The sequence below is a fragment of the Brevibacterium sp. CBA3109 genome (assembly GCF_040256645.1).
Classification (GTDB): Bacteria; Actinomycetota; Actinomycetes; order Actinomycetales; family Brevibacteriaceae; genus Brevibacterium; species Brevibacterium koreense.
In genome coordinates this window covers 2,210,503-2,234,398 of sequence record NZ_CP158281.1, presented here as the reverse complement: position 1 = coordinate 2,234,398, position 23,896 = coordinate 2,210,503, and the positions used below count along the sequence as shown (strand labels likewise).

Annotated in this window: 16 protein-coding genes and 1 pseudogene; 8 read left to right on the top strand and 9 right to left on the bottom strand. The window is 62.4% G+C overall.

Annotated features, from left to right (window positions below):
- Position 1: 1 nt before the first annotated feature.
- The 4 genes from AAFP32_RS10245 to AAFP32_RS10230 all read right to left on the bottom strand — a co-directional run bounded on the left by AAFP32_RS10245 (position 2) and on the right by AAFP32_RS10230 (position 4,977).
- Positions 2-1,393, bottom strand: a complete 1,392-nt coding sequence (locus AAFP32_RS10245; protein ID WP_350269049.1) for an aspartate aminotransferase family protein — start codon at positions 1,391-1,393, stop codon at positions 2-4.
- 156 nt (positions 1,394-1,549) lie between these two features.
- Positions 1,550-3,058 carry a PLP-dependent aminotransferase family protein gene (locus tag AAFP32_RS10240; RefSeq protein WP_350269048.1) on the bottom strand — a complete coding sequence of 503 codons (1,509 nt, stop codon included), beginning with the start codon at positions 3,056-3,058 and terminating at the stop codon, positions 1,550-1,552.
- A 12-nt stretch (positions 3,059-3,070) separates the two neighbouring features.
- A complete protein-coding gene (locus AAFP32_RS10235) occupies positions 3,071-3,967 on the bottom strand; it encodes a universal stress protein (protein ID WP_350269047.1) in 897 nt (298 codons plus the stop codon).
- A gap of 209 nt (positions 3,968-4,176) precedes the next feature.
- Positions 4,177-4,977 carry a hypothetical protein gene (locus AAFP32_RS10230; protein WP_350269046.1) on the bottom strand — a complete coding sequence of 267 codons (801 nt, stop codon included), beginning with the start codon at positions 4,975-4,977 and terminating at the stop codon, positions 4,177-4,179.
- Positions 4,978-5,187: 210 nt separating this feature from the next.
- Here AAFP32_RS10230 and AAFP32_RS10225 point away from each other — a divergent pair, with 210 nt between their 5' ends.
- Positions 5,188-7,254 (top strand): hypothetical protein, encoded by a 2,067-nt coding sequence (locus AAFP32_RS10225; RefSeq protein WP_350269045.1) that lies wholly within the window; start codon positions 5,188-5,190, stop codon positions 7,252-7,254.
- 101 nt (positions 7,255-7,355) lie between these two features.
- On the opposite strand, the gene AAFP32_RS10220 is transcribed toward AAFP32_RS10225, so the two are convergent.
- Together AAFP32_RS10220 and AAFP32_RS10215 are read right to left on the bottom strand one after the other, a co-directional pair.
- Complete coding sequence (locus tag AAFP32_RS10220) at positions 7,356-8,681, bottom strand: ISL3-like element ISPfr2 family transposase (RefSeq protein WP_350269044.1); 1,326 nt, start codon at positions 8,679-8,681, stop codon at positions 7,356-7,358.
- A 631-nt stretch (positions 8,682-9,312) separates the two neighbouring features.
- Positions 9,313-9,624 carry a putative quinol monooxygenase gene (locus AAFP32_RS10215; protein WP_014909223.1) on the bottom strand — a complete coding sequence of 104 codons (312 nt, stop codon included), beginning with the start codon at positions 9,622-9,624 and terminating at the stop codon, positions 9,313-9,315.
- A gap of 107 nt (positions 9,625-9,731) precedes the next feature.
- On the opposite strand from AAFP32_RS10215, the gene AAFP32_RS10210 reads away from it, so the two are divergent.
- The gene (locus tag AAFP32_RS10210) at positions 9,732-10,673 is read left to right on the top strand and encodes a GlxA family transcriptional regulator (RefSeq protein ID WP_242783246.1); all 942 of its coding nucleotides are present in this window, start codon (positions 9,732-9,734) and stop codon (positions 10,671-10,673) included.
- A gap of 710 nt (positions 10,674-11,383) precedes the next feature.
- Here AAFP32_RS10210 and AAFP32_RS10205 read toward each other — a convergent pair.
- A complete protein-coding gene (locus tag AAFP32_RS10205) occupies positions 11,384-12,067 on the bottom strand; it encodes a hypothetical protein (RefSeq protein ID WP_350269043.1) in 684 nt (227 codons plus the stop codon).
- Between the two features lie 178 nt (positions 12,068-12,245).
- On the opposite strand from AAFP32_RS10205, the gene AAFP32_RS10200 reads away from it, so the two are divergent.
- The 5 genes and pseudogenes from AAFP32_RS10200 to AAFP32_RS10180 all read left to right on the top strand — a co-directional run bounded on the left by AAFP32_RS10200 (position 12,246) and on the right by AAFP32_RS10180 (position 22,068).
- Positions 12,246-15,098: a PD-(D/E)XK nuclease family protein gene (locus AAFP32_RS10200; RefSeq protein WP_350269042.1), complete on the top strand. Its 2,853-nt coding sequence runs from the start codon at positions 12,246-12,248 to the stop codon at positions 15,096-15,098.
- Positions 15,095-18,493 carry a UvrD-helicase domain-containing protein gene (locus AAFP32_RS10195; RefSeq protein ID WP_350269041.1) on the top strand — a complete coding sequence of 1,133 codons (3,399 nt, stop codon included), beginning with the start codon at positions 15,095-15,097 and terminating at the stop codon, positions 18,491-18,493. The genes AAFP32_RS10200 and AAFP32_RS10195 overlap by 4 nt, the downstream gene beginning before the upstream one ends.
- 473 nt (positions 18,494-18,966) lie before the next feature.
- Positions 18,967-19,389: pseudogene (locus AAFP32_RS10190) on the top strand (enolase C-terminal domain-like protein); the annotation flags it as partial.
- Between the two features lie 70 nt (positions 19,390-19,459).
- Positions 19,460-20,767, top strand: coding sequence for an MFS transporter (locus tag AAFP32_RS10185; protein ID WP_350269040.1), 1,308 nt, complete (start codon positions 19,460-19,462; stop codon positions 20,765-20,767).
- Entirely contained in the window at positions 20,764-22,068 is a 1,305-nt protein-coding gene (locus tag AAFP32_RS10180; protein WP_350269039.1) for an MFS transporter, read from the top strand. The genes AAFP32_RS10185 and AAFP32_RS10180 overlap by 4 nt, the downstream gene beginning before the upstream one ends.
- Before the next feature lie 116 nt (positions 22,069-22,184).
- Here the strand turns inward: AAFP32_RS10180 and AAFP32_RS16695 are convergent, their stop codons facing one another.
- Both AAFP32_RS16695 and AAFP32_RS10175 read right to left on the bottom strand, forming a co-directional pair.
- Positions 22,185-22,268, bottom strand: a complete 84-nt coding sequence (locus AAFP32_RS16695) for a hypothetical protein (RefSeq protein WP_420883393.1) — start codon at positions 22,266-22,268, stop codon at positions 22,185-22,187.
- A gap of 28 nt (positions 22,269-22,296) precedes the next feature.
- Entirely contained in the window at positions 22,297-22,956 is a 660-nt protein-coding gene (locus AAFP32_RS10175) for an ABC transporter ATP-binding protein (protein ID WP_350269038.1), read from the bottom strand.
- 93 nt (positions 22,957-23,049) lie between these two features.
- On the opposite strand from AAFP32_RS10175, the gene AAFP32_RS10170 reads away from it, so the two are divergent.
- Positions 23,050-23,589 (top strand): hypothetical protein, encoded by a 540-nt coding sequence (locus AAFP32_RS10170; protein WP_350269037.1) that lies wholly within the window; start codon positions 23,050-23,052, stop codon positions 23,587-23,589.
- Positions 23,590-23,896: the final 307 nt, after the last annotated feature.

The window sequence follows — 23,896 nt, the reverse complement described above, 5'->3', positions numbered from 1 at the left end:
CTCAGACTGCCGCCGACAGTGCCGAGGCGCCGACTCGCTTGTCGACGGCACCCATGACGTGATCGACCTTGTCGAGCAGATCGTCGAGGACGGCCTGGTCGGCGACCAGCGGTGGCGAGAGGACTAGCATCGTGGCCCCGCGGTTGTCCGGGCGGGTGATGAGACCGACCTCCTTCATCGCCTTCGGGATCACCTCGGTGAGCACCGACTGGGACGCTTCCGGGCTCAGCTCTGTCCCCGTTTCTCGGTCGGCCATCATCTCGATGGCGTAGAAGAACCCGGCGCCGCGGTACTCCTTGATGCACCGGTAGGAGTCGGTGATCCGGTCGAGTCCGTTCTGGAAGTAGGGCTCGAGGCTGCGGACGTTGCCTGGCACGTTCTCATCGGCCAGAGCGGTGAGGTTCGCTGTGGCCACCGCAGTCGCGACGGGATGGCCGCCCCAGGTGGCGCCGTGGGTGAACGCTCCGGCGCCGGGGGCTTCGAGCAGTGCCTCCGCCAGCGGTTTGCGGATGATAACTCCGCCGAGGGGCAGGTAGCCCGAGGTCGATCCCTTGGCGAAGGTGATGAGGTCCGGGACGACGTCGAACTTGATCGAACCGAACCATTCGCCCAGCCGTCCGAAGCCGGTGATCACTTCGTCAGCGACGAGGAGGATTCCGTGCTCGTCACAGATCTTCCGCAGCTCCTGCCAGTAGCCGGCCGGTGGGACGAGGGCACCGCGGGAGTTCTGGACGGGTTCGGCGAACAGTGCTGCGAAGGTGTCGCCGCCTTCGCGTTCGATGAGTTCTCTGATGGCCCGGATCGAGGGAAGATCGGCAGCGGTGCCGCCTTCCGGGACGTCTTCGCCAAGCGTGTTGGGCACGTGGAAGACTCCCGGCATGAGATCACCGAAGGGCTCCTTGTACGCCGGGATGCCGGTGACGGCGAGAGCACCGAGAGTGGTGCCGTGGTAGGCCATGTCCCGGGCGATGATCTTCGTGCGTTCGGGCTGGCCCTGGGTGCGGTGGTACTGGCGAGCGAACTTGACGGCCGATTCCACCGCTTCCGAACCGGAGTTGACGAAGAACACCGTGTCGAGATCGCCGGGGGCGTGGCCGGCGATGAGAGTGGCGGCATCCACGGCCGCCGGATGGGCTGAGCCCCAGTTCGTCCAGTACGCCAGTTTACTCATCTGCTCGTAGGCGGCCTTGGGGATGTCCTGTCGCCCGTGGCCGATGTTCACGCAGAACAGGCCTGCCAGACCGTCGAGGTACCGATCGCCTCGTTCGTCGATGAGGTAACTCCCGTTGCCCTCGACGATGATCGGAAGACCTTCGTCATTCCACACCTTCCCAGTGGTGAAGTGGGGGAAAAGATGCTGCTGGGCACGATTTGCATAATCCGAGATCGTCACGCGAACCCTCCATTCGGTCTTTCGGGTCGGTACGTCGAGTCGTCCCGACTCCGGCACTCCGTCTTTGGTGTGCTTGTCATCACTCTCGCGGCAATCTGGTTCCCGCTGAAGTCCCAGTCCGTTGCGAGTTATTTGGTGCCAGAGGGGTATGAGCGTTCAGGCACGGTGAAGGACTGAGGCGATGGCCTCGCCGAGGAGGCGGACTCCGGGCTCGATGGCCTCACAAGCGATGGCGGCGAAGCCGAGGCGGAAGAAATTGAGGTTGGTCTCCGGCGAGAGGAAGAAGGGGTCTCCGGGTTCGATGACGACGCCTCGGCGCAGGCATTCTTCGGCCAGTTCGCGGCAGTCGAGTTCCGGTGGAGCCTGGATCCACACGCTGACACCACCGGCCGGGAACGGCACGGTCCAGGGCAAGTGCTCCTCAAGCGCGCTGGTCAGGGTCTCCCATTTCTTTCGCAGTTGGGTTCGTCGGCGTGAGATCGTGCGGTGGAACTGTCCGGAGTCGATGAGCAGTGCCATGGCGCGCTGAGTGTGGCCCGGGACGTGGCGGATGGAATAGCGCCGATGGGTGCGCATGCGCTCGATGAGCTCGGGTTCGGCGACGATGTAGCCCAACCGCAGTCCGGGGGCGAGGAATTTGCTGAAGGAACCCAGGTAGATGACATGGTCGGAATGGGGGAGGGCTTTGAGCGCGGGGGTGGGTTTGCCCTGGTACCGGAACTCGGAGTCGTAGTCGTCTTCGATGATGAGGGAATTGGTCTGGCGCATGTGTGTCAGCAGCTGCAGTCTGCGGGACGGGTCGAGCGTGACGTTGGTGGGGCTGTGATGGCTGGGGGTGACGTAGACGATGTCGAGCTGTTCCTCGGGCGGGATCATTCCCTGGGCGTCGACGGGCAGAGGGATCAGTTGGCCGCCGACACGGGTGAAGGCGTGTTTGGCATCGACATAGCCGGGGTCTTCGACACCGACAGTGGTGTCGGGTCCGACGAGCAGTTGAGCCAGGAGGTCGAGTCCCTGTTGGGATCCTGCGGTGATGAGCACATTGTCGGCGTCGACGTGGATGCCGCGACTGGGCAGCACGCGCTGACACAGCAGTTCTGTGAGCAGCGGGTCGTCTTCGTCGATGGCGTCGCGGACCGAGAACGGCAGGTGCTCAGGGTCCATGGCGGTTCGCAGGGCCTTGACCCAGGCGAGCCGGGGGAACTCTTCCGGGTCGACTTGGCCGGCGACGAATGGGTAGGGATACGACTGCCAGTTCTTCGTCTTGGTGATCTCCGGCAGATGCCTGTCCGGGATCGGGCGGATCTTGGACTCCCAGTCGATGGGCCCGTCGGAGAGGCGAGCCCGGTCATGCGTCTTCGGTTCGTCGTTGAGCAGGTTGGTGTTGATGAAGTGTCCGCTGCGAGAGCGCGCTTCGATGAGTCCGGTGGCGACGAGCTCTTGGATTGCGGCATTGACCGTATTGCGGGAGAGTCCGAGCTCGTGGGACAGGGCGCGTGACGAGGGCAGGGCGATGTCCGGATTCATCACCCCGGAGAGGATCTGATGCTCAAGAGCTCGACGCAGCTGCCGGTAGAGCGGCTCACTCGATTCCAGCGAGATCTCAATCGGTGATCGGGCAGGAGTGCCGTGTGCGGATTCGGGAAGATCGTCGTGGGAGGTCATATAGGCATCAGCTCAGATGGAGATGTCTTTTTCGGGGGTGACATCAGGCGCGTGATAGCGGGGGATGACGACCATCGGAACCGGCAGACTGCGAAGCATCTTGTTGGCGGTCGTGCCGAGGAAGATCGACCGATTCTGGGCCAACCTGTTCGAACCGATGAGGACGATCTCGCCGTCGTCCCAGGTCAGTTTTTCGATCGCCGACTCGACGGATCGGCCGTGCGCGACATCGACCATGACCTCGGTGGCGTCTGCGACTGACTGGGAGGCGCGCAGGAGAAGCGTCTTCGCATGTTCGCGGGCAGCGTGGGTGCTCTCCGCGGCCCCGGAACGGGCGTCGAGGGCGATGAGCGAGATCAACCGCAGGGGTACGTCATGAAGAACCGAGGATTGGACCGCGACGTTGAGGGCCACCTCGGCGCCGGGGCGCATCCCCAGTGCACAGGTCAGACGTGTCAGGCGGCTGGGCGGCAGATAGCCGGAGGGCGCCAAAGCGACCGGAACCGGGGAGGAGTGCAGGAGGGCATTGGCCACCGACCCGACGGTGAATCGCCGCAGGGGGCCGTGACTGGCCGCACCGACGACGATGAGATCGCAGGGACGTGAGGTGGCCTTGTCGATCAGGCCCGCGGCCATGGAATCGGCGAAATGGATCGATGTCGTCGAATCGATGGTCTTCGGGACGAGATCATGGGCCTTCGCCATCCACTGCCGGGCTTCGGTGAGACAGAGCTTCTGGTACTCGCGTTCCGGTTTCGACCCTGCCTGTTCCGGCGGGACGCCGCGGATGACGTGGACCAGGTCGAGTTCGACGGGGTGATGCGCACGCGTGGATCGGGCAAGTGTGAGGGCGAGGGAGACGGCGTCGCGTCCACGCTTGTCCATGGTGATCCCGACGACGTATCGCATACAGTCTCCTTCGACCCGATTCGTTTCTCAGTTGGCGCAGCCTTCCCGTTGACTATAGGACAAGCGGATGACGGTGAACAAAGACTCCTGCGGATACGAGGCCCCCGCTGTCCGTGATCTCGGAAATCATCGAAATCCGCGGCGTTCCGTTCTGTTTTCTATGCGATTGTGTGTGCTGCACGCGACTGGTGCCGATCCAGATCAGGAGGTTACTGACTGTCATCGCCGGTGTCTGCGCTCGCTTCCTCCAGCAGTCTCTTCCGACGTTTGAGGTTGGCCCGGCTGACAGAGAACGCGATGAGCGCGAGCAGGGCGATCTTCGCTGTCGTCCACATCCAGTCGGGGATGTCGAAGGGCAGATGAATGTTGGGCAGCCACCCGAAGAGGAGGTCGAACAGCCAGCCGAAGAAGCCGCCGATGGCAGCCAGCAGGAATCTGAGTGGTTCGAGCACACGTGCCACCCAGTCGAACATCGGTTCGAGCAGCGGCGTGAGATGTCGAGAGAGCCACGCCTTGACCGGTTCGGTGAGGAAGGACAGGAGCGCTCCGAGTCCCAAGAGCGGGATGGCCAGACGCAGGATTGTCGTCAGTCCGGCGATGAGGGCGAATGCTGTCGGGTGTGCCGTGCGCTTGAGATCGCGTGCTTCGGATCGGCTGCCCGTCTCCGGGAGCAGCGGGACGATGTCGTCACCCGAGTGCACCTCTGCCTCACCGGCGCCGCCGAGCGCCGAGGTGGTCACATGGATCTCTTCGCGATTGACCACCTTCCCCTCGACGGTCGGCCTCCGGACGACGATGCGAACGGTGAGCCAGCCGCGCACGCGGGCTTCGACCCCGTTCGCCGCTGTCTCACTGCTGTCGGCTTCGAAAGGATGGTCGACGCCATCGATGTTCAGGGCCAGAACCTTCGTCCGCCAGGGGCAGTGGCGAACCGTGACGGCATAGCCGTGGCGTCGCGCATGGCCAGAATAGGTCGTGACAGAGTGGAGTCGTGGATGCAGCCCAGTCATTGCCCCAACTCTACAAGTCTGGTTGTCGGGAATGAGCGAGGGGGTCTCGCGGAGGAACCGAACGAAAACCGCTCCAAGTCGTACAACGCCCGAATTCTCGGCCGGTTCGTCGATGGAGTTCCCTTTCCCCAGTTGCAATCAGGAAACGTTCCAAAGAACAGAGCACGACACGTGCAGTCGCGTCAGTCTCTCCTGTTAAATTGACGCAGTATGAGCGACAACCCACATTCTCCTGGACCACAGCTGCCTCCACCTCAGCAGCAGGGCGCAGCTAAGAGATCCAAGTCCACACCAATACTGCTCGGCATCGCCGCGGTCGTGACCGTGGTTCTCATCGCGGGAGGCTCCTTCGCCTTCTTCTCCGGGTTCAATCCTTTCGGCGACCCGGAACCTGATTACGCCCAGACGCCCAGCCAGTCCGATGTCATGGATTTCAGCGGATTGAGTAAGGACATGCGCCTGCGCGGCGCACCGATGTCCCGGTCCGCCGAGGCCACTGACGCCACTCCTCAGGTTCTGCGCTTCATCGGTTCGACCGCATCGATTCTCACACGGGTGGGTGAAGGCGATGAACCGTCTTGGACGGTGTCCGTCGCGCATCAGGACATCGACACCAGCGACAAGGATCCGCTGGATGCGTCTCTCGACTCGGAGGAAATTGCAGAGTCATCCGTCGATGAGGCGAAGCTGTTGGGCACACCAGTCGCCTGCCGCCTTTCCGAGGACGCTGTGCAATGCGGAGACCGATCAGTCTCTCTCAGCGACGGATCGATGACGACCGCTGAGCGTCATACAGACGTCGATCCCGATCCTGCGTCGTCAAGCGTGCCCATCGATGTCGACGACGATGGAACTCTGGCCGGCCCGAACGGCAATGCATATGAGGATCTGAGTCTTGGCCCCGAGGCTCATGTCTCGAAGATCGCAGGTTCTCAGGCAGGGGAGACCGGACTGTGGGTGGTCTCCGATGGCCAGACCCTCGCCGCAGTCAACACCGATAGCGTCCTCTGGACGCAGAAGCTCGATCCCTCCGCCGCCGAGGTGACCGGACTCGGCGACAAGCGTGTCACTCCATCTTGGGTAGCCGTCGAGGGCACCTTGATCATCGGCGCCTCGGACGGAGTGAAAGGTCTCGACACCTCCACCGGGGACCAGCTGTGGAAAGTCTCTGCCCCAACCGAGGGTTTCATGGTCGCCGGGAGCCAGCTGCGGATCCAGCACGAGGGCGCGGTGAGCACTTTCGACTTCACGGACTCGTCGAAGGACAGCGTGGTGACTGCTGACAAGGGATTCGATGAGAACATCACGGTGCTGCCGGCACCGAAGCTCCCCTCGAAGGACGACGTCCGAAACGCGACCCTGGACGTTCCTCCTGCCTGCGCAGACTTCGCTATGCGAACGGATTCGAAGCAGGCCTTCACTGATGGCAAGACCGCAGAAGGAGAATTCAGAGAGTCGGTCGCCATGCACGACATCACACCCTCGATAGGGACGCCGAAGCCGCTGGTAGCCATCGAATTCGTCTGCTATTCGGGTGGGAACTTGGTGACGGATTCGGTCGGCGTCTACGACCAGAAGCTCGATCTTGTCACTTCGATCGAGCCGTGGAGCGGGGACTCTGACTTCCACCAGCTTGCAGACTTCAAACGGAGCATCTTCTCCACAATCGACCTGACCGGGCCTTATATGACAGCCACTCTGGACAATATCGCCGTCTACGGGGACGAAGATTACAACGCCGCTGAACGCAAAGGCGCGGCGGAACTGCGATTCGCTTGGTCGAAGGGCGGGTATGAACCTCAAGATGTTCTGTTCACAGCAGATGGAAAGTCTGTTCGGGTCCCGAAGGTCGAGGACGTCCAGAAGTTCGTTGATGCTGCCTCTAAGGGTGACGACGAAGCCGCCGGCGCTATGGCCACCGAAGAAGTGATGCAAGGGCTGAATGAGGTCATCGGTGACGAGTCATCCAGTGACCCGCTGACCTATCGCAACCTGGCCCTTCAAGACGGGGCAACGGTCGACACCTGTGAGCTGATGGGTGTCGTGTCCGAGGAGTTCGGGGATTACACCATGAGCAATGGGGTGCCTCTGATGGAGGGAATCGGTGGTTTCGGAGCTGATTCCCTCAAAGCCGGTGACGTGATCTGCGGACTGAAAGCGCAAGGCGAGACGATTGATCCGGATGACGACGGCAGCTGGTACACAGCACATCTGCTGCTCAGAGGAAATGAGGCAGGAGCGGTCAAGGTGTATTCGGTGTCTGCGTATACGGGGTGACTAGTAAATCGGCAGAAGCGATGCCGGGGCGAGGGCGAGAGCATGAATCCGGACCGAGGCGCCAGCAGTATTCGACCGCTTCTCAGCGGCGGTTTGCTGGCTCATCCCAATCGGGGGTGTAGGAGTTGGGGTCTGAAGCCGCCGGTCTCGAGCAGGCTTCGGGCGATGTAGTTGGTCAGGTTGCGGAACCCGAGTGCGGAGCCGCGCAGGTGTTCGAGCCGTCCGTTGAGCGCCTCGGTCGGCCCGTTGCTGGTGCCGGGTCGTTCGAAGAAGGCGAGCACGTCAGTGGCTCGCTTCTTCAGGGTCCGGCCCAGGGTGGTGAGCTCGGTGAGCACCTTGGGGACGCCGGCGCTGAGGTCGGTGATCAGCTTCTCCATGAGTTCGCGGCCACGTTGCCGGTCCTCGTGGCGATAGGCGGCGATCATGCGCTGGTAGACACCCCAGGTCGCCTCGACCTCGACGTGAGCGTCATCAACGAACAGCGCGCGTAGCCTGTCGCTCTGCTTGTCGGTGAGCAGGTCCGCGCCGGTGTGCAGCGTGCGCCGCGACTTGTAGAGCGGGTCGTCCCTGAACCCACGGTGCCCGTGGATCGCGAGTTGGACCCGGCGCCGGCACCTGTCGAGGGCGTCACCGGCCAGGCGCACGACGTGGAAGGGATCCATCACCGTGACCGCGTCCGGGATCTCCTCTGCAGCGGCGGTCTTGAACCCGGTGAAGCCGTCCATCGCGACCACCTCGACCGCGTCACGGAAGGCGTCGTCGCGGTCGGCGAGCCAGGTCTTGAACGCCGCCTTCGACCGGCCTTCGACCATGTCCAGCAGCCTTGCTGGGCCGGCGCCATCGCGGACCGGGGTGAGGTCGATGATCACGGTGACGTACTTGTCGCCACGCCTGGTGTGGCGCCAGACGTGCTCATCGACGCCAATGATCTTCACGCCCTCAAACCGCGTGGGGTCGTTGATCAGCAGCCGCTTGCCTTCAGCCAGGACCGCGTTGTTGGCGGTGTCCCACGCGACCCCGAGTCCCTCGGCGACACGGGCGACGGTGAGGTGTGCGACCACGATCCCTTCCAGCGCCCACCGCAGCCCGGTGCGCGAGAGCTTCGCGCGTGGCTCCGCCGCGGCGCTGATGTCTTGGCGCCACACGTGTCTGCAGTCGGCACAGCGGTAGCGGCGCACTACAACTTCCAGCACGGTCGGTCGCCAGCCCAGCGGCTCGTGGGCCAACCGCCGGATCACGGTGTCACGAGCAGCGCCTTCGCTGCCGCACCGTCGGCACCACTGATCTGGTTCCACCACGCGGCACGCGAGGACCGCACGATCCGGTTCAAGTCGTTGTCCGGTCACGCTCAGACCGAGGCCGTCGAGTCGAGCGAAGGCGGTCAGGTCAGGGCGGCCGAAGCCGGCCGGCGGGGTAGCGTCGGACACGTCGAGGTCTTTCGGATGGATGGCGTAGGAACCTCCGTCGTCGGGAGACCTCGACGTCTATCTGCGGACCGACGCGCCCGGCCGACCTACACCGTCATCTGAGAAGACCCCTGAAACGTCTTCGACGACGACGGGACCGGCGAGGAGGAGGGCGCGGTGAGCTAAAGGAATGGAGCTTGCTCGGCTTCGACGCCGCCGCAAGCTCCGGTGAAACGATCGGTACTGGTCGGTCGTCGTCGGTCACCACCGGATGGCGGCGTCCCCCACGCTCGGCGTTTGCGCAGGTCAGCGGTCCGTTCGCCCAGTGGGCGCATCAAGCGATAGACGCAAAGCCGACGTGATTAGGTCGTCGATTCGATTCCGACAGGCGGCTCCGGCGAACAGCCCCTGACCTGCGGAAACGCAGGGCAGGGGCTGTTCGGTTCTGGTGGTCGCGCGATGCGCTGGCCTCACGGCTCTGCCCGACACCGACGTCGCTCTCCTCTGCGACGGACCCTCGCCGGCTGAGCGCTTGCGGCCGGCATCCTGTCCGTGTGCCGATAGGCCTCGCACCGCTCGGCAACGCAGCGTGGCGTTGCGTCGCGACCTGGCGACGGCTCGGCGGGGCGCGATCGTCTCGTGCGTTGGCGGACTACGGGAGCTTGGACGCGAGGACGTCGGCCGCCAGGATCTCGGGTGCTGCGCTGAGGAGGTGCTGGTTGGCCATCAGGGCTGCGACGATGGCGCCGTTGGCGTGGGCGTCGCGAGCGGCCTCGTCGGGGAATGCATCGAAGATCCAGAAGGTGTCGGCGTGGGTCCTGACCGCGAACCAGACAATCGTTCCTACTTCTTCGTTGGCGAGTGCGACAGCGCCGGCGAGCAGATCGGCGACCGCGTCGTGCTGTCCATCGGCCGCGACGATCTTGGCGACGAAGGCGTACGGAAGTGATGCGGGTGTGGACATGAGGGACTCTCCTTGACGTCGGGGTTCTTAGTGGGACGAGTTCAGCGTATGACGAGCGAGGGCCGGTGGGTAGTGGCGTATACGGCAGTATTGCTATTGTTTACGTCATGCGTATCGGACTTATCGCGATCGACGGCTGCTTCGGTTCGGCTATCGCGTCGATCATCGACATCGTGCGGGTGGCCGACGGAGCCCGCGGCGATGTCGACCCGCGGATCGACCCGATCAAACTCGCCATCCTCGGACCGAAACGGCGAGTGACCACGACGGCATCGATGACCCTGTCGGTGGACCACCCGCTGTCGGAGTCCGCAGAGTTCGACGTGGTCGTCGTCCCTGCGCTTGGAACCCTTACGGCCGCCGCTACCAACGACGCCCTCCAGAGCCGAGATGCTCGTTCGGTCATCGCCTCGCTCGGGCGCCTCGACGAGGCGACCACCCGGATCGCCGCGGCGTGCACCGGCGTGTTCGCTGTCGCCGAGACCGGACGGATGCATCATCGGCGGGCGACGACCAGCTGGTTCCTGGGGCCGGAGTTCCTGAAGCGCTATCCGACCGTCGCCCTCGATCTCGACACCATGGTCGTGGTCGACGGGAACCTCGTCACCGCCGGCGCCGCGTTCGCCCACATCGACCTCGCGCTCTCACTCGTGCGATCGATCAGCCCCGACCTGGCCCAACATGTCGCCAAGCTCCTCATCATCGACGAGCGCCCGTCGCAGGCAGCCTTCGTCGCCTACGAACATCTCCGGCACGAGGACCCGATCGTCGTCGAGTTCGAACGCTTCGTGCGCGCCCGCCTGGACGAACCGTTCAACGTCGCCTTCGTCGCGCAGTCGCTCGGCACCAGCCGGCGCACCCTCGAACGACGAGTCCGTGCGGCGCTCAACCTCACTCCGCTCGGCTTCGTCCAACGGCTTCGCATCGAGCGAGCTCGGCACCTCTCAGTAACCACGGACCTCACCTCCGCCGAGATCGCGCTACGGGTCGGCTACGCGAACGCCGAGACTCTGCGCTCCCTCCTGCGTAGGGAGCGACGCCGTTCCTGACCTATCGCCATGACTGTAGCCGGTGTGCTAGTGCTCGACTGGAACCAGCTCTCAGCACGTCGCGTCGACGCTCCTGCGTCGCCCCTGGACGACCCACTCGACACGCCCGCAGCACAGGCCATGTGACGTGTCCCGGCTTCCCGGACGGTCGGGGTTGGGTGGCTGTGATGTCGCTGCGTTCTCGTCGAGAGGATCAGCAGACCCGATCAGAGTCGATTGGGATAAGACGCGAAGGCGGTCAGGTCAGGGCGGCCGAAGCCGGCCGGCGGGGTAGCGTCGGACACGTCGAGGTCTTTCGGATGGATGGCGTAGGAACCTCCGTCGTCGGGAGATCTCGACGTCTATCTGCGGACCGACGCGCCCGGCCGACCTACACCCTCATCTGGGAAGAGCCGGTTTGCTCCAAACTATTGTCCAAGATCATAGAATGCGTTGAAGCAGTTCATTCGCAATTACAGCTTCCGCTTTGCGTTTGTGGATGCAGATATTCCGAGTTCACTCGGAATATCTGCATCGCTGTCGTCCTCCTCCACTGATGGGCGCAACCCCTTATGTGATCTCGTGGAAGCTGCCGGGTAGCTGGCTGTCAATGCCTAGGCGGCCTGGACGTCTTTGGCCTCGCCCAGGCTGTACGGGCGGTCCTTTGGTGCAAGTACCAATGGGCGCGTAACCTGGACGTCATAGGAGCGAGCAACATCGAGAGCCGAATGTCAGTCGACAAGCTCCCGCCCCGACGCTGCTCTCCACGCAATGTGGTCAAGAGCGCGAGGATCGACATTCATCGTCTTCGCGGTTTCTGTGATCAGCTCGACCGCCCGCTGCCCGTCAAGCTCAGTCTGTTCTCCCAGAGCGTGCGCAAGGAATCGGAGAATCATTCGGTCAGGTTTGACGGAGGGCATGCCCGCCAGGATGAGCAGATAGTTATAGGTCACACCGGAGCTTTGGCTGGGGAGCCGCTTCCATTCGCGCAGAACACCATTGTCGAGCGGGCTGTCCTTCACTTGGGAGACCAGGTCGGGAACCGTATCGATCTCGAGTTTGCTCATGAGCTCGGTCGCCTGTTCGATGATCTCAGCTTTCAACGGCGCGCCCGGCCGAGTATGAGCAGGTTTGAGATTGTGGGCGATCGACGTTGCCCACTTCCGTGCGCCACCAGCGTTCCGGATCGAGTCTGCGAGAGCTTTCGCTCCATCCCGTTCTCCACCTGACGCTTTGTATCGTTCGATCACGTTGACAACTGACGAGTAATGAGAACCCGTGGAATAGAGAGAATCGATAATACACAGCGCCAGGCTGTTCGGGTAGCCGTCCGGCGTTGTCCAAAGGTGTGGATCGCCGAGGTGGGTTTCGCAGTATTCGACCAAGGTCTTGATTTCGGTTTCGGTGACAGCCATGCTTCAATCCGTTCTCTTGGAAACTGGTTGCCGCTAACGCTACATCTGACCTCTGACATGAGGCCGCGGGGATACGCTCAACAGCGTTCCGGCTGCATCTGCCCACTCCAACGACCCCGTTTGGTGAAACCGCACCACCCTACTACTGTCGTGATCAGTGTGGTGGGGAGGAGTAACGATGCGCATCAAATTCGGGTGGAACTTCGACAGGGCGCCATGGGCGTCGGATCGCAGCACCGGCACGACGGTCGTCACAGGTCCGCTCGGCCTTCTCGGCGTCCTGCAGACCCGGCTGGGGACAACACGTCCGAGCGTCAACCGTCCGATCCGCATTGCACAGTACCGATCGCTCATGGCCGAGGCCGATCACCCTTGGTATCAACGTTCCTTCGCCGACGATCCGTGGAATACCGCCCACCATCTTCTACGACTCCGTGATGATGCCGTCGAAGCCGGCTGGCAGCCGACCCCAGACGGTGAGACCTACACCGAGCACCCACGACTCGACGCTCTGGCCGCGGTGGAACGACTAGTGCGCCTCGGACCAACCCACGACTCGAGCGCGAATCTCGCACCCGGCAGGGCCGATGATCTGCGCGAAGTTCTCACTCTCCTCCGCCAGCATGGCTCGAGCTGGCCGCTGGGCATCGACACGATCGAGTTGCAGGACCGAGCGACCGATCTCCCGAACACATGGCAGACCATCCTCGAAGTCCTGGACGCCGCAGGCGTGACGATCACCGAGGCAGCTCCAAAGTCCGGAGTGCCCGAGCTGACCATCGTCCGCGGGCCAGATGAATGGTCGACCGCCGAGGCGGCCGCGCGCTGGCTGTCCAACACCTCTGACCACGACAAGCTCTGCATCATCGCCGGAGACTCCACCAGCATCCTCGACCACGAACTCTCTCGCCGAGGCACCCCGACACTCGGCATTCCCCGCTCCTCGGCAACGAGTCCGGCCGGACAGGTCCTGCCGGTCTTCCTCAGCGCCGTTCTGCCACCTACCGATATTCGTCGCGTCGCGGAGTTCCTCAACCTCTCCTTCGGTACCCCGGACGCGGAATCACCGGCGAAGGCTCTCATTCCCCGCTCGGTCTCCACTGCGCTCCTGAGCGCGCTGACAAAAGAACCGGGAATCTCCGGTGATCCCGACTCTGCCTGGATGTCAGCACTGGGCGACCTCCAGGACCGAGCCGCCGCGGCACCTGAAACCAGAGCAAAGGCAGCAGAGACCGCACACACCATCGACAGCCTCATCCGTCTGACACCACCGGTCATCGACAACGAACTCCTCGTTCTCACAACACTCCATCCAGCGCTGAATTGGCTTGCAGATCGTCTGCGCGCACTCTCGCACCGCCCCGACGACACGGTGCCAGACAGCACGAGGGTCGAAGCCTTCATCACGGGGGCCGCCGGCCACGTCGACTCGTTCCGTGAGGCGCTGGCCCACCTGCCTGCAGAAGAACTTCGCGTCCGTGAGCTCTTCGACATCGCCGACGCCTGCGCGCCCACACCATCACACACCACCGCAGAGGCGATCGCGGCGAAGTGGACAGTGGTCTCCGATCCGTCCGAAGTTCCAGCCGACAGCGACACGATCCTCTGGTGGTCCTCTCACCGCAGCGAGGGCGATGAGACTGAAGTGTGGGATCCCGAGGAGGCCAATGCTTTATCCCTCGCCGGCGCTCGGATCTCGACCGCGACCGAAAGGGAACGCCTCCACCAAGCCGCTGCGTTGCGTGGCATTCGCACGGCGGCCACGGTGATCTGTTTCTGCCCCGATCGCATTCGCGGCCAGGAGACGTCGCTGCCTCCCTCCCTCTCCCGTTTGGCCGAGGACATCGCCGTCACCCATCCCGAACGATTCACCACCACGGGCGTTGATGCGGTCCTCGACGAGGCCTCAATCACCCGCCCGGTCTCCACACTGCATGAAACCGGAACCTGGAGACTGGGTGAGGTCGCTGCACCCCTCGACGAGGTGGCTGCACAGACCATCACCCCGCCGAGCACCGTTTCTCGTTCCCTGGACGGCGACTTCACCCATCTCCTTCCCGAAAGGCTGTCCTTCACCCAGATCGAACAGCTGCTCAGCGACCCACTGGGCTGGACACTGGAGCGCGCCCTCGGTATCAAACGCGGCTTCTCCTTCGACGTTCCGACCGGCAATCGCATGATCGGCACGTTCGTTCACGCAATCGTCGAGGAACTCGTCAGCAGGGGAGAACCGGCGGATGGGGCAGTCCCGTCAGCCCGGGAGATTACTGAGATCTTCGACCGGTTCGTTCCGCGTTTCGCCTCCGAGCTGCTCCTTCCTGGGCAGAAAGCTCGGCTCGGGACGATCCGCTCCACCGTGCTGGCCTCACTGGCAACCATGTTCACCACTGTGCAGGAACGCGGCATCACCCTCACCGGCGCTGAGACAACCTTCACCCACGTATGGGAGCTCACCGCCGATGGCGCGCCTTGGACCGTGGAGTTGGGTGGAATGCGCGACCTGGAAGGGGCAATCGACGATGCCCGCCCCGTGATCATCGATCTCAAATGGGCGAATTCGGGCAAGCGATACCGCAACATGGTTGATGACGGCGAAGCCGTGCAGCTGAGCGTCTACTCCCACACGGCCGAAGGCAGTGGCGACGGGAACCCGATGACCGCCTACTTCCTGCTCAAGCAGGGTCGTTTCGTCTCCACCGGCTCCGCTCTTGATCCGGACTACACCGGCGGATCAGGCGAGACGGATGATAGTGGGGCCAACCTCGGCGGGGACCCGACTGGCCTGTGGTCGCGCATTGAGGCTTCCGTCGAAGACGCCCTGACGAAGATCGCCACTGGACGCTTCGAATCGCTGAGTGCCGATGTCTACGCCGACTTCGGCATCAGACCGGGGGAGAAGAACACGGAACTGAGCAAAGCGATCAAGTCGATCAAAGAGGCGATAGGCGAAGAGGGCCGACTCTTCATCGACAAACCGCAGACATTCAGTGCCTTCAACCTCATCTACGGCATCGCTGGAGACCACTCATGAGCGTTCACGTCATCACCGCCTCGGCCGGTTCGGGAAAGACCTACAAACTCACCGAGGTTCTCTCTGCGCGGCTGACGGACAAACCCGCCGATGGCGGTACCCCATTGCGGGCCAGCGAGGTCATCGCAACCACCTTCACGGTTCGTGCCGCAGCGGATCTGGTTGAGAAGACACAGAAGCGGCTCCTCGACGACGGGAACATTACCGCGGCTGAGGAGATCGGCACGGCACTCATCGGGACGATCAACTCGTGCTCCGGCCGGCTCGTCACCGATTACGCGATCGATGCCGGGTATTCTCCCGAGCTGCGCGTGCTCGACGAGACCGAGCAGGCAATGGTCTTCACCGCGGCCGTTGATGACGTCATTGCCGGCGCCGAGGCGACCCACCGGGATCTTCTTCTGCGCACCGGTCACAATGGCAGCCCAGGTGAGGCCAACCAGTGGGGACACGGTCCCGTCGTGTGGTCCGATCTCGTCAAGTCCGTCGCCGCAGCCGCACGGGCAAACCACCTCGGCGAGGCAGAACTGCGAGAGTCCGCAGAAGCCTCGGCGGGGCTCTTCCTCTCGGCGCTGCCCGAGCGACGGAGTGATGGTCGACAAACCTGGCGAGACTGCTTGGCCAGCGATATCGACGAGCTCCGTGGTGCACTACGCATGGCCCAAGGCGAAGAGTCTGACCCGACAGTGGAGCCACGGGTGACGGTGGCCAAGGGAAGCATCGGCAACGTCGAAGGCAGCATCATCACCCTTGACCGTTTCCTCCGCGACCTCGACACCCACACCGAGGCTGACGATCCCTTCGCACGGATTCCCTGGTCGACGTGGGCCAAGGTCGCCGAAGCGAAATACCCGAAGGCCCCTGGCGGAAAAGAGCCGGGCAAGGTCCCCAAGCAGGTGCTCGAGCCATCGAGTGCCGCTCTTGTCACCGGTGAACTGTTGGCCAACGCTGCCTTCCGCGACGATGTCGAGGCCCTCATTCGCCTCGTCATCGACACTGCGATCGCTTCACTGAGCGCCTATGAGGAGCACAAGAACCGGCTGGGAGTCATGGACTTCGTCGACCAGGAGGTCCGTGCCCTCGACCTGCTGCGGAGGAACGATCGGGTTCGGCGTTCCGTCGCCTCCCGGTTCCGGCTGCTGGCGGTTGATGAGTTCCAGGACTCCTCGCCGATCCAGCTGGCGATCTTTATGGAACTGGCCGAACTCGTCGACGAAGTCGTCTGGGTCGGAGATCGGAAACAGGCGATTTATGGGTTCCGTGGGGCGGACCCGGAGCTGATGAACGACGTCTTCTCCGCCCTCATCGATGGAGAGACCGAACTGGGGACGGCGACGACGGAGAACCTCGGCGCGTCATGGCGGTCGACCGACCCGCCGCTGGAACTGTCGAATGCGATCTTCAGTTCGGTCTTCGCTGAACAGCCCGAGGGAGAAGTCGTCCTCAGCGTTCCGCCCCAGCGCCAGGCCCACCGAGCGATCGGTGGCCGTGAGCTTTGGGTGCCGAATACTGACAAGGGCGGGGCCACACGCTCGAACAGCAGAATGGTGCAGGCAATTGCCGAGGGTGTTGTCGACTTCCTCTCCCGCTCACCACAGTTGCCGGGCCGTGACGTCGGCGTCGGTGACATCGCTGTCCTCGTGCGCACGAACACTCAGGTCGAGAGGTTTGTCGACGAGCTCCACACGCGAGGAATCCCCGCCGTCGGTTCGACCACGGATCTGCTCGCGACTAGGGAAGGCCAGCTCGTTGCCGCCGGCCTGGCCGCCGTCGTCGATCCCGAGGACGGCGTTGCGCTCGCCGAACTCGTTACGCTGCTGGAAGATCACGAAAGCCATGACACGTGGTTCGACGACGCCGTACACATCACCGACAAGCAGCAGCGCCGGACTCAACCGGCAACCTGGTGGTCCGATCCCGCGCTCGCCGCACTGGCAGAGCTGGCAACTCATGCTTCTCAGCACACATCGGTCGAGCTGCTGCTCGCCGTCATCGATGCCCTTGACCTGCCACAGCGGATCAAGGCGTGGTCGACCCCGGAGACGAGGCTTGCCACCCTCGATGCGCTCAGCCAGATCGCCGCGGAATACGAGGACGCCTCTCACCAAACACGGATGCCGGTGACACCGGCAGGACTGCTCGAACACCTCGACGAGGCTGCACGAGCATACGAACAGACGACAGCTCATGATGCCGTGCTCGTGACTACGATGCACCAGTCGAAGGGCCTGCAGTGGCCGGTCGTCATCGTGGGAATCTCCGGTGCCAAGGATTACGGCCACCGCGAGGTCACTGTGGAGAAGGCTCCGGTCTTCGACGCCAGGCGTCCCCTCGCGAACCGATCCCTGCGGCTGTTGCCGAGAATCCTCAGCAATTACGGGCCGTTAAAGGAACGGTTGGCGCAGACCGGCACGGTACGTCGCAGCACCGAATCTGAACGCAATGAGACAGCACGCCTGCTCTACGTCGCCCTGACCCGAGCCGAATGCCACAGCATCATGGCCTTCGGTGATCCCACCGGTCAGAACAATGTGCTCGGCGCGGCAGCCGATGAGGAGCTGTTGACCTGGGATCTGCCGGAAATCGGCGATGATTCAACTCCCGCTGCCAATGAAGCAGGGGAGGTGCGGATCGCGAATCGTCGTGCAACAGGAATCGGAAGCGAGTCAGTCCATACAAGTCTGCCGATCCGAATCGGTGCATATCCAGTTTCTTCCGAAGCTCCACAAGAGACGGTGCCACCACCGCAGTCCTTCTACGCCCTTACCGATATCCCAGTGCGCCGGCTCGCACAGGAGGTTGTCGGTCCTCCTGCCCACTTCACTGCCAGCCGCGTTGGGTCAGCGGGCAGTGATGCCGAGGTGAGTGTCCTGGCGAACCTGGGGGAGCCGCTCGTCGACAAGGGCGGGAAGGACTCGGACCGCATCGGTGATGCGGTGCATGCCTATCTTGGGTTGCCGTTGGCATCCTTGCCTGAGGCGGCAGCGAGCGAGGCCGCTGAACGAATTCTCGACCGGTGGAATGCCGGCACAGTTCTCTCGGCGGAGGTACTAGTCGAGATCGGTCGACGCTGGACCGCGTGGATCGAGGCAACGTTCCCCGGCGCCGAGGTGCTCACCGAGCAGCCGATCGCCTGGCGTAACGATGGCGAACAAGTGATGGAAGGGTGGATCGACACTCTGCTGAAGCTCCCGACCGGCGAGCACGTTCTCGTCGATCACAAGAGCTATCCAGGCACCGACCCCATCGGTCATGTCCGCGAGAACTACCTCGGGCAGCTAGAGACTTATTCACGCGCGATTGGGCCACTCGTAGGACGTCCCTCCCGGGTGCTCGTGCACCTGCCGTTGTTGAGCACCGTGATCGCGGTCAGAACGTTTCTCCGGACTCGGTGAATGGAACCTAAAGAATTCGTGTCATGGTGCGGAACCGGTGAATGAGAATCAATAACAATCTGCTCGCATGAGACATCTTCACTAAGTTGGCGGGCGCGACCAGGCCGGGCCCTGCCTTTCGAATGAGATTCGTTCCAATCGAGTACTGCCGACATGCGCGTCATAGCCTTCGACGTGAGATCCAGCGACGAGGTCGTGCGATCGCGAAAAGACATGCCGCACATGGATGACCTGATGATCTGATGGCCTGTGTTCGTGCGTCCTCGCCGATTCCTGCGCTCTTGCCGCTGGCTCACTTGGATGGGCGTGTGAACGTCGATGGCGCGGTGAGCGAGGATAGTGGAACCGCACTAAGTGAGGCCCAGCGGGCAGGTTTTGAGAAGTTCGTCATCGTGCTGAGACAGGAGCACTCATACAGGAAGATGCCGCAGTGATTCCCGGCTTTCTACCGCAACTTGTACCGCCGGTATCCAGCGTTGGGGGAGGTGCTGATGACCAGCTGGGGCTTCCGCGAGGTGATCGCTTCCGGTGCTGTAGACATCATCCAGCCGGACGTCTCCCACGCAGGAGGCATCACCGAGACACGGAAGATCGCGATGATGGCCGAAGCCTACGATGTCACGCTCGCCTCCTGCCTGCAGGTCGATGCCGGCAGCTACAACGCGTTCATCCAGGAACAGAGCCTGGGCATCCACTACAACACGAGCAACGACCTGCTCGACTACGTCACCGACCCCGCGGTCTTCAACTATGAAGACGGCATGATCGACATCCCGTCCGGGCCTGGGCTGGGCATTGAGGTCAATGAGGAATACGTCATCGAACGTGCCGCTGAGGGACACCGCTGGCGCAACCCCATCTGGCGTCACAGCGACGGCTCCTTCGCGGAATGGTGAGTAGCCGGATTCGGTAAGAGAGAGGGACGTTCAAGGATGAACTCACAGACTGCAGTGACAAAGCAACGTCGTGCTGCCTCGCCGGGGCGAGCCCGGTGGTGGATCCTCGGCTGGCTGCTGGCTGCTGGCAGCGATGATGATCAACTACATGGATCGATCGTCGTTGTCGATCGCAGCCCCGCATATGATCGACGAACTGGGGCTGACCGCTGCCGACATCGGGCTGCTGGGCACGCCGTTTTCCCTGACGTACGCGTGCTTCCAGCTGCCCGGCGGATGGCTGACTGATCGACTTGGCGTAAAGCCGGTCTACGTCATTGCACTGGGCTTCTGGTCGCTGGAGACCTCAGTCATGGCATTCGGCCACCACCTGTGGCACTTCATGATTGCACGCGTCCTGCTGGGCGTCTTTGAAGCCCCGGTCTCACCCACCTCGGCGAAGATCGTCTCCGAATGGTTTCCGCCGAGAGAACGTGGAGCGGCAGTCGGAGTCTACGACTCGGGAAGCAAATGGGGCCCGGCAGTGGCACCACCGATTCTCACCTTCCTCATCCTCGGGTTCGGGTGGCGTGCCATGTTCGTCATCCTCGGCGTGCTCGGCATCATCGTGGCGGTTGGGTTTTGGGTCTTCTATCGTTCCCCGGAACACGACCGCAGGGTCTCAGCGGCTGAACTCGAACACATCCGAGCGAGAGAAGAAGACAACAACGCTCCGACAGGCCACATCCCATGGCTGCGTCTCTTCACCAAGCCACAGACCTGGGCGATGGTGCTGGGATTCGTCGCTGTGGTGTGGACCCTCAACATCTTCGTGACTTTCCTCCCGCTGATGCTGGGCGACATCTATTCCGTCGCTGACGAGGAGCTTGGGTGGTACACGGCGATCCCGTTCGCCGTCGGCGGCATCGGCGGAATCCTCGGCGGCTGGTTCACCACGAAGTACTCGAGGATGCGGGCTCATCTGGCGCCTCTTGCCTGCAAGCGGCGGATCGCTGCAGTCTACGGTGGGGCGCTCGCCATCTGTTCGATTCTCGTCGGAGTCACCACCGGCCACTTCGCTTTGCAACTGGCGGCGATGAGCCTGGCGCTGTTCTTCTGCGGAGCACTGAGTGCCGTGGGGTGGTCGATTCCCGCTGATGTCGTGACCGGAAGTCGTGTCGCATCGTTGGGGTCCATCCAGAACTTCGGCGGCTACTTCGCCGGCTCGCTCTCGCCCTGGCTCACCGGCGTGCTGGTGACGACAACGGGCTCCTACCTCATTCCATTCGTCCTCGGCGCCGTTGTTGCGGTGATCGCGGGGATCGCTTATCTGCTTCTGCTGCGTGCCCCGATTCGGGTAGACAGCGCCGCCACAGAGATCGGAGACACCAGCTCATGACGAAAATCGCTGAGCACACGGCCACGCGGCCGACACGGATGCGCTACATCATCGCGCTCCTGCTTTTCATCACCGTCGTCATCAACTACATGGACCGGGCCAACCTGTCCATCGCGATGCCGGCGTTGTCCCAGGAGTTCGATCTCACCACGGGCCAGCAGGGACTTCTGCTCTCGGCATTCGGGTGGACCTATGCCGCGATGCAGCTGCCCGGCGGGTGGCTCGTCGACCGGGTGAGGCCGCGGGTGCTCTATGCCTCCTGCCTCGTGCTGTGGTCCCTGGCCACACTGTTCATGGGTATGTCCGGCGGGTTCGTCGCTCTCATCATCCTCCGGCTCTTGGTCGGCGGGTTCGAAGCTCCGGCATACCCGATCAACAACAAGGTGGCCACGGCGTGGTTCCCGGAGCGTGAGCGCGGACGAGTCATCGCCTTCTACACCTCGGGGCAGTTCATCGGCCTGACGCTGCTCACCCCCGTGCTGTCCTGGCTGCAGACGGTGCTCACGTGGCACTGGGTGTTCATCCTCACCGGTGTCGTCGGCATCATCTGGGCTTCTATCTGGTGGTTCGTCTATCGCGAGCCGCGTGACAAGTCGGGAGCCAACCAGGCTGAGATCGATCTCATCGCCTCCGGTGGGGGACTGGTCGATGTCGAATCCGGTACGACGAAGGGGACCAAGCCGAAGCTGAAGTGGTCGGATGTGAAGGTGGTGCTCTCTAGACGGAAGCTGTGGGGCATCTACCTCGGCCAGTTCTGTCTGACTTCGACCCTGTGGTTCTTCCTCACCTGGTTCCCCACCTACCTCGTCGACTACCGCGGCATGGACTACATCGAGTCGGGCTTCATGGCATCACTTCCGTTCATCGCCGCCCTGGTCAGCGTACTGCTTTCCGGGTGGGTCTCGGACCTCATGGTCAAGAAGGGACTGACGCTGGGCACTGCCCGCAAGCTGCCGATCATCATCGGCCTGGCGCTGACAGTGTTCATGCTCGGAGCGAACTACACGGAGTCGACTGCGTTGGTCATCGTGTTCATGTCGATCGCGTTCTTCGGCAACGGGTTCGCCTCGATCACGTGGTCGTTGGTGTCTGCATTGGCGCCGGAACGGCTGCTCGGTCTGACCGGAGGCATGTTCAACTTCATCGGCAACCTCTCTTCGATCGCCACCCCGATCGTCATCGGCTTCCTCGTCACCGACATCGACTTTGCCCCAGCGTTTGTTTACATGGCTGCGATTACCATCGTGGGTGTGTTGTCGTACGTGTTCCTAGTTGGGAAGGTTGAGCGGGTGGAGGAGTGAGTGGCGGTTCGCCGCTTCGGCGGGTGCGACGAGTTCTCGCTCGCGTGAATTCGTTATTCGCCTGCAATTAGTTGGTGAGAGTCCCAGGTGGCCTAGGGACCGCTGGAGTCGTGAGGTCATCGAGCTGGGGTCATGAAGTCATCGAAGTGATGGTGAAACTCAATCCGTGAAGCGCGGCTGTCCCAAAGACATTGCAGCATGAAGAATTCGATGTAGCGAGGGAAACTTCTAAATAGCCGAAGAAGTCCGCATATTTCTGCAGGGCGGGCGTAAACCGTTGGCGCTGAGCCAGCTCTGCAGCTCGTCCTCTTTCGACCGAGTCTCCGTTTCGGTGATACCGGAAAGGGGCCGTTCGTCGATTAGTTCCCCATCCCGAAGGTAGATGACACGATCGGCGCGAGCCGCCACCACGGGATCATGGGTGACCATGATGATCGTCGTGCCATCCTCATGGACGGAGGAGATGGCGTCCATGACGTCTTCCGTCATCGAAGAGTTGAGGGCACCTGTGGGTTCATCGACGAAGAGCACCTGAGATCCCACCGACAGCGAGCGGCAGATTGAGGCTCTTTGCAACTGGTCCCCGGATGCCTCGGTGATTCCATGGTTCGCAATATGACTGATTCCGAACCTCTCCATCAGAGCATCGATGCGCCCTGGGACGCTGCGATCTTTTGTACCCGCAGCCTTGAGCGTGGGAAGCAGGATGTTGTCTCTGATGGAGAGGTTGTCCAGGAAATAGCTCTGTTGGAAGATGAAGCCCATCTGATGCAGTCGCATCTGACTCGCTTCCTTCTCGCTCAGTCCGGTGAGATCTCGTCCGGCAAGTTCGACGGAGCCCTCGGTAGGTCGATCAAGCCCGCTGAGCGCGTAGAGAGGGAACTCCAAAGTTACCAGGCTGCGCGGAAATCTGAGTTCCGCGCACACACGAGGTCAGTGCTGACATCTGCTCACGCCATCGGGACGGAAGCCAATCCACGATTGTCCGAACTGCTCGCTGTGGATGTAAAACGGAGTATTGACAAGGAGCATTTGCGGCGCCAGCTGGCGCAACTCGAGACTGAGATCAACTTTCTCACGACGTTTGAGGATGCCTCGTTTGGTTTGCAGGAGCAGTCAATACATCTGATACCCAAGTTACTTGAGGAAGCAGCTTGGATCTACGCTGATGCACTCCACCTGGCAATTCTTGTGCTGGATGAAGGCGGGGAGTCTGAAGCAAACGATCTCCGCGAGCCGAGGGCAGTTGTGGATGCGCTTCTTAATGATTCTGCGGTGAATCTAGAACCTCGGCTTCTGCCTGGCTATGACGAAAGTGACGTATCCGGAAGCTCGAGCGCGGCGCATGCTACGTGGCGCGACGCATACGAGCGACGCGAACAATTGCTTCTTGCGAGCGCAATTGTGACCGGACAGCCCCTACCTAATTCGCTGGCAGAGATTGCGGCTAGATCGCTGAAGTGGGTCAGCATCAGACGCTTTGAAGACCTGGTGACCAGAGTCGTGGTGTCTTGGGACTGACGATGCCGTGAAATTCCGGTATATCGGTTAGATCCTTGGGCATAGAAAAAGTATAGGCTACAAGCGTGCGGATCGACCCCCGGGATGATCGCATTCTTCTTAACAGGTTGGGAGCACAGGGAAATGACACTGAGGGTATCTGGAGACACCGTTCGTTGGGTAGTCCTCCTTGAGCTTTCGACTTGCGAGCGTTTAAGGCATGGAGGGACGCCCCGTAGGCTCCATTCGGAGGGTCGCTGATGTTGCAACAGACTCGGCTCACTGGGGGCGTGTGCTTTGGTGACCTCCCGCTAACTATTACCGGGCT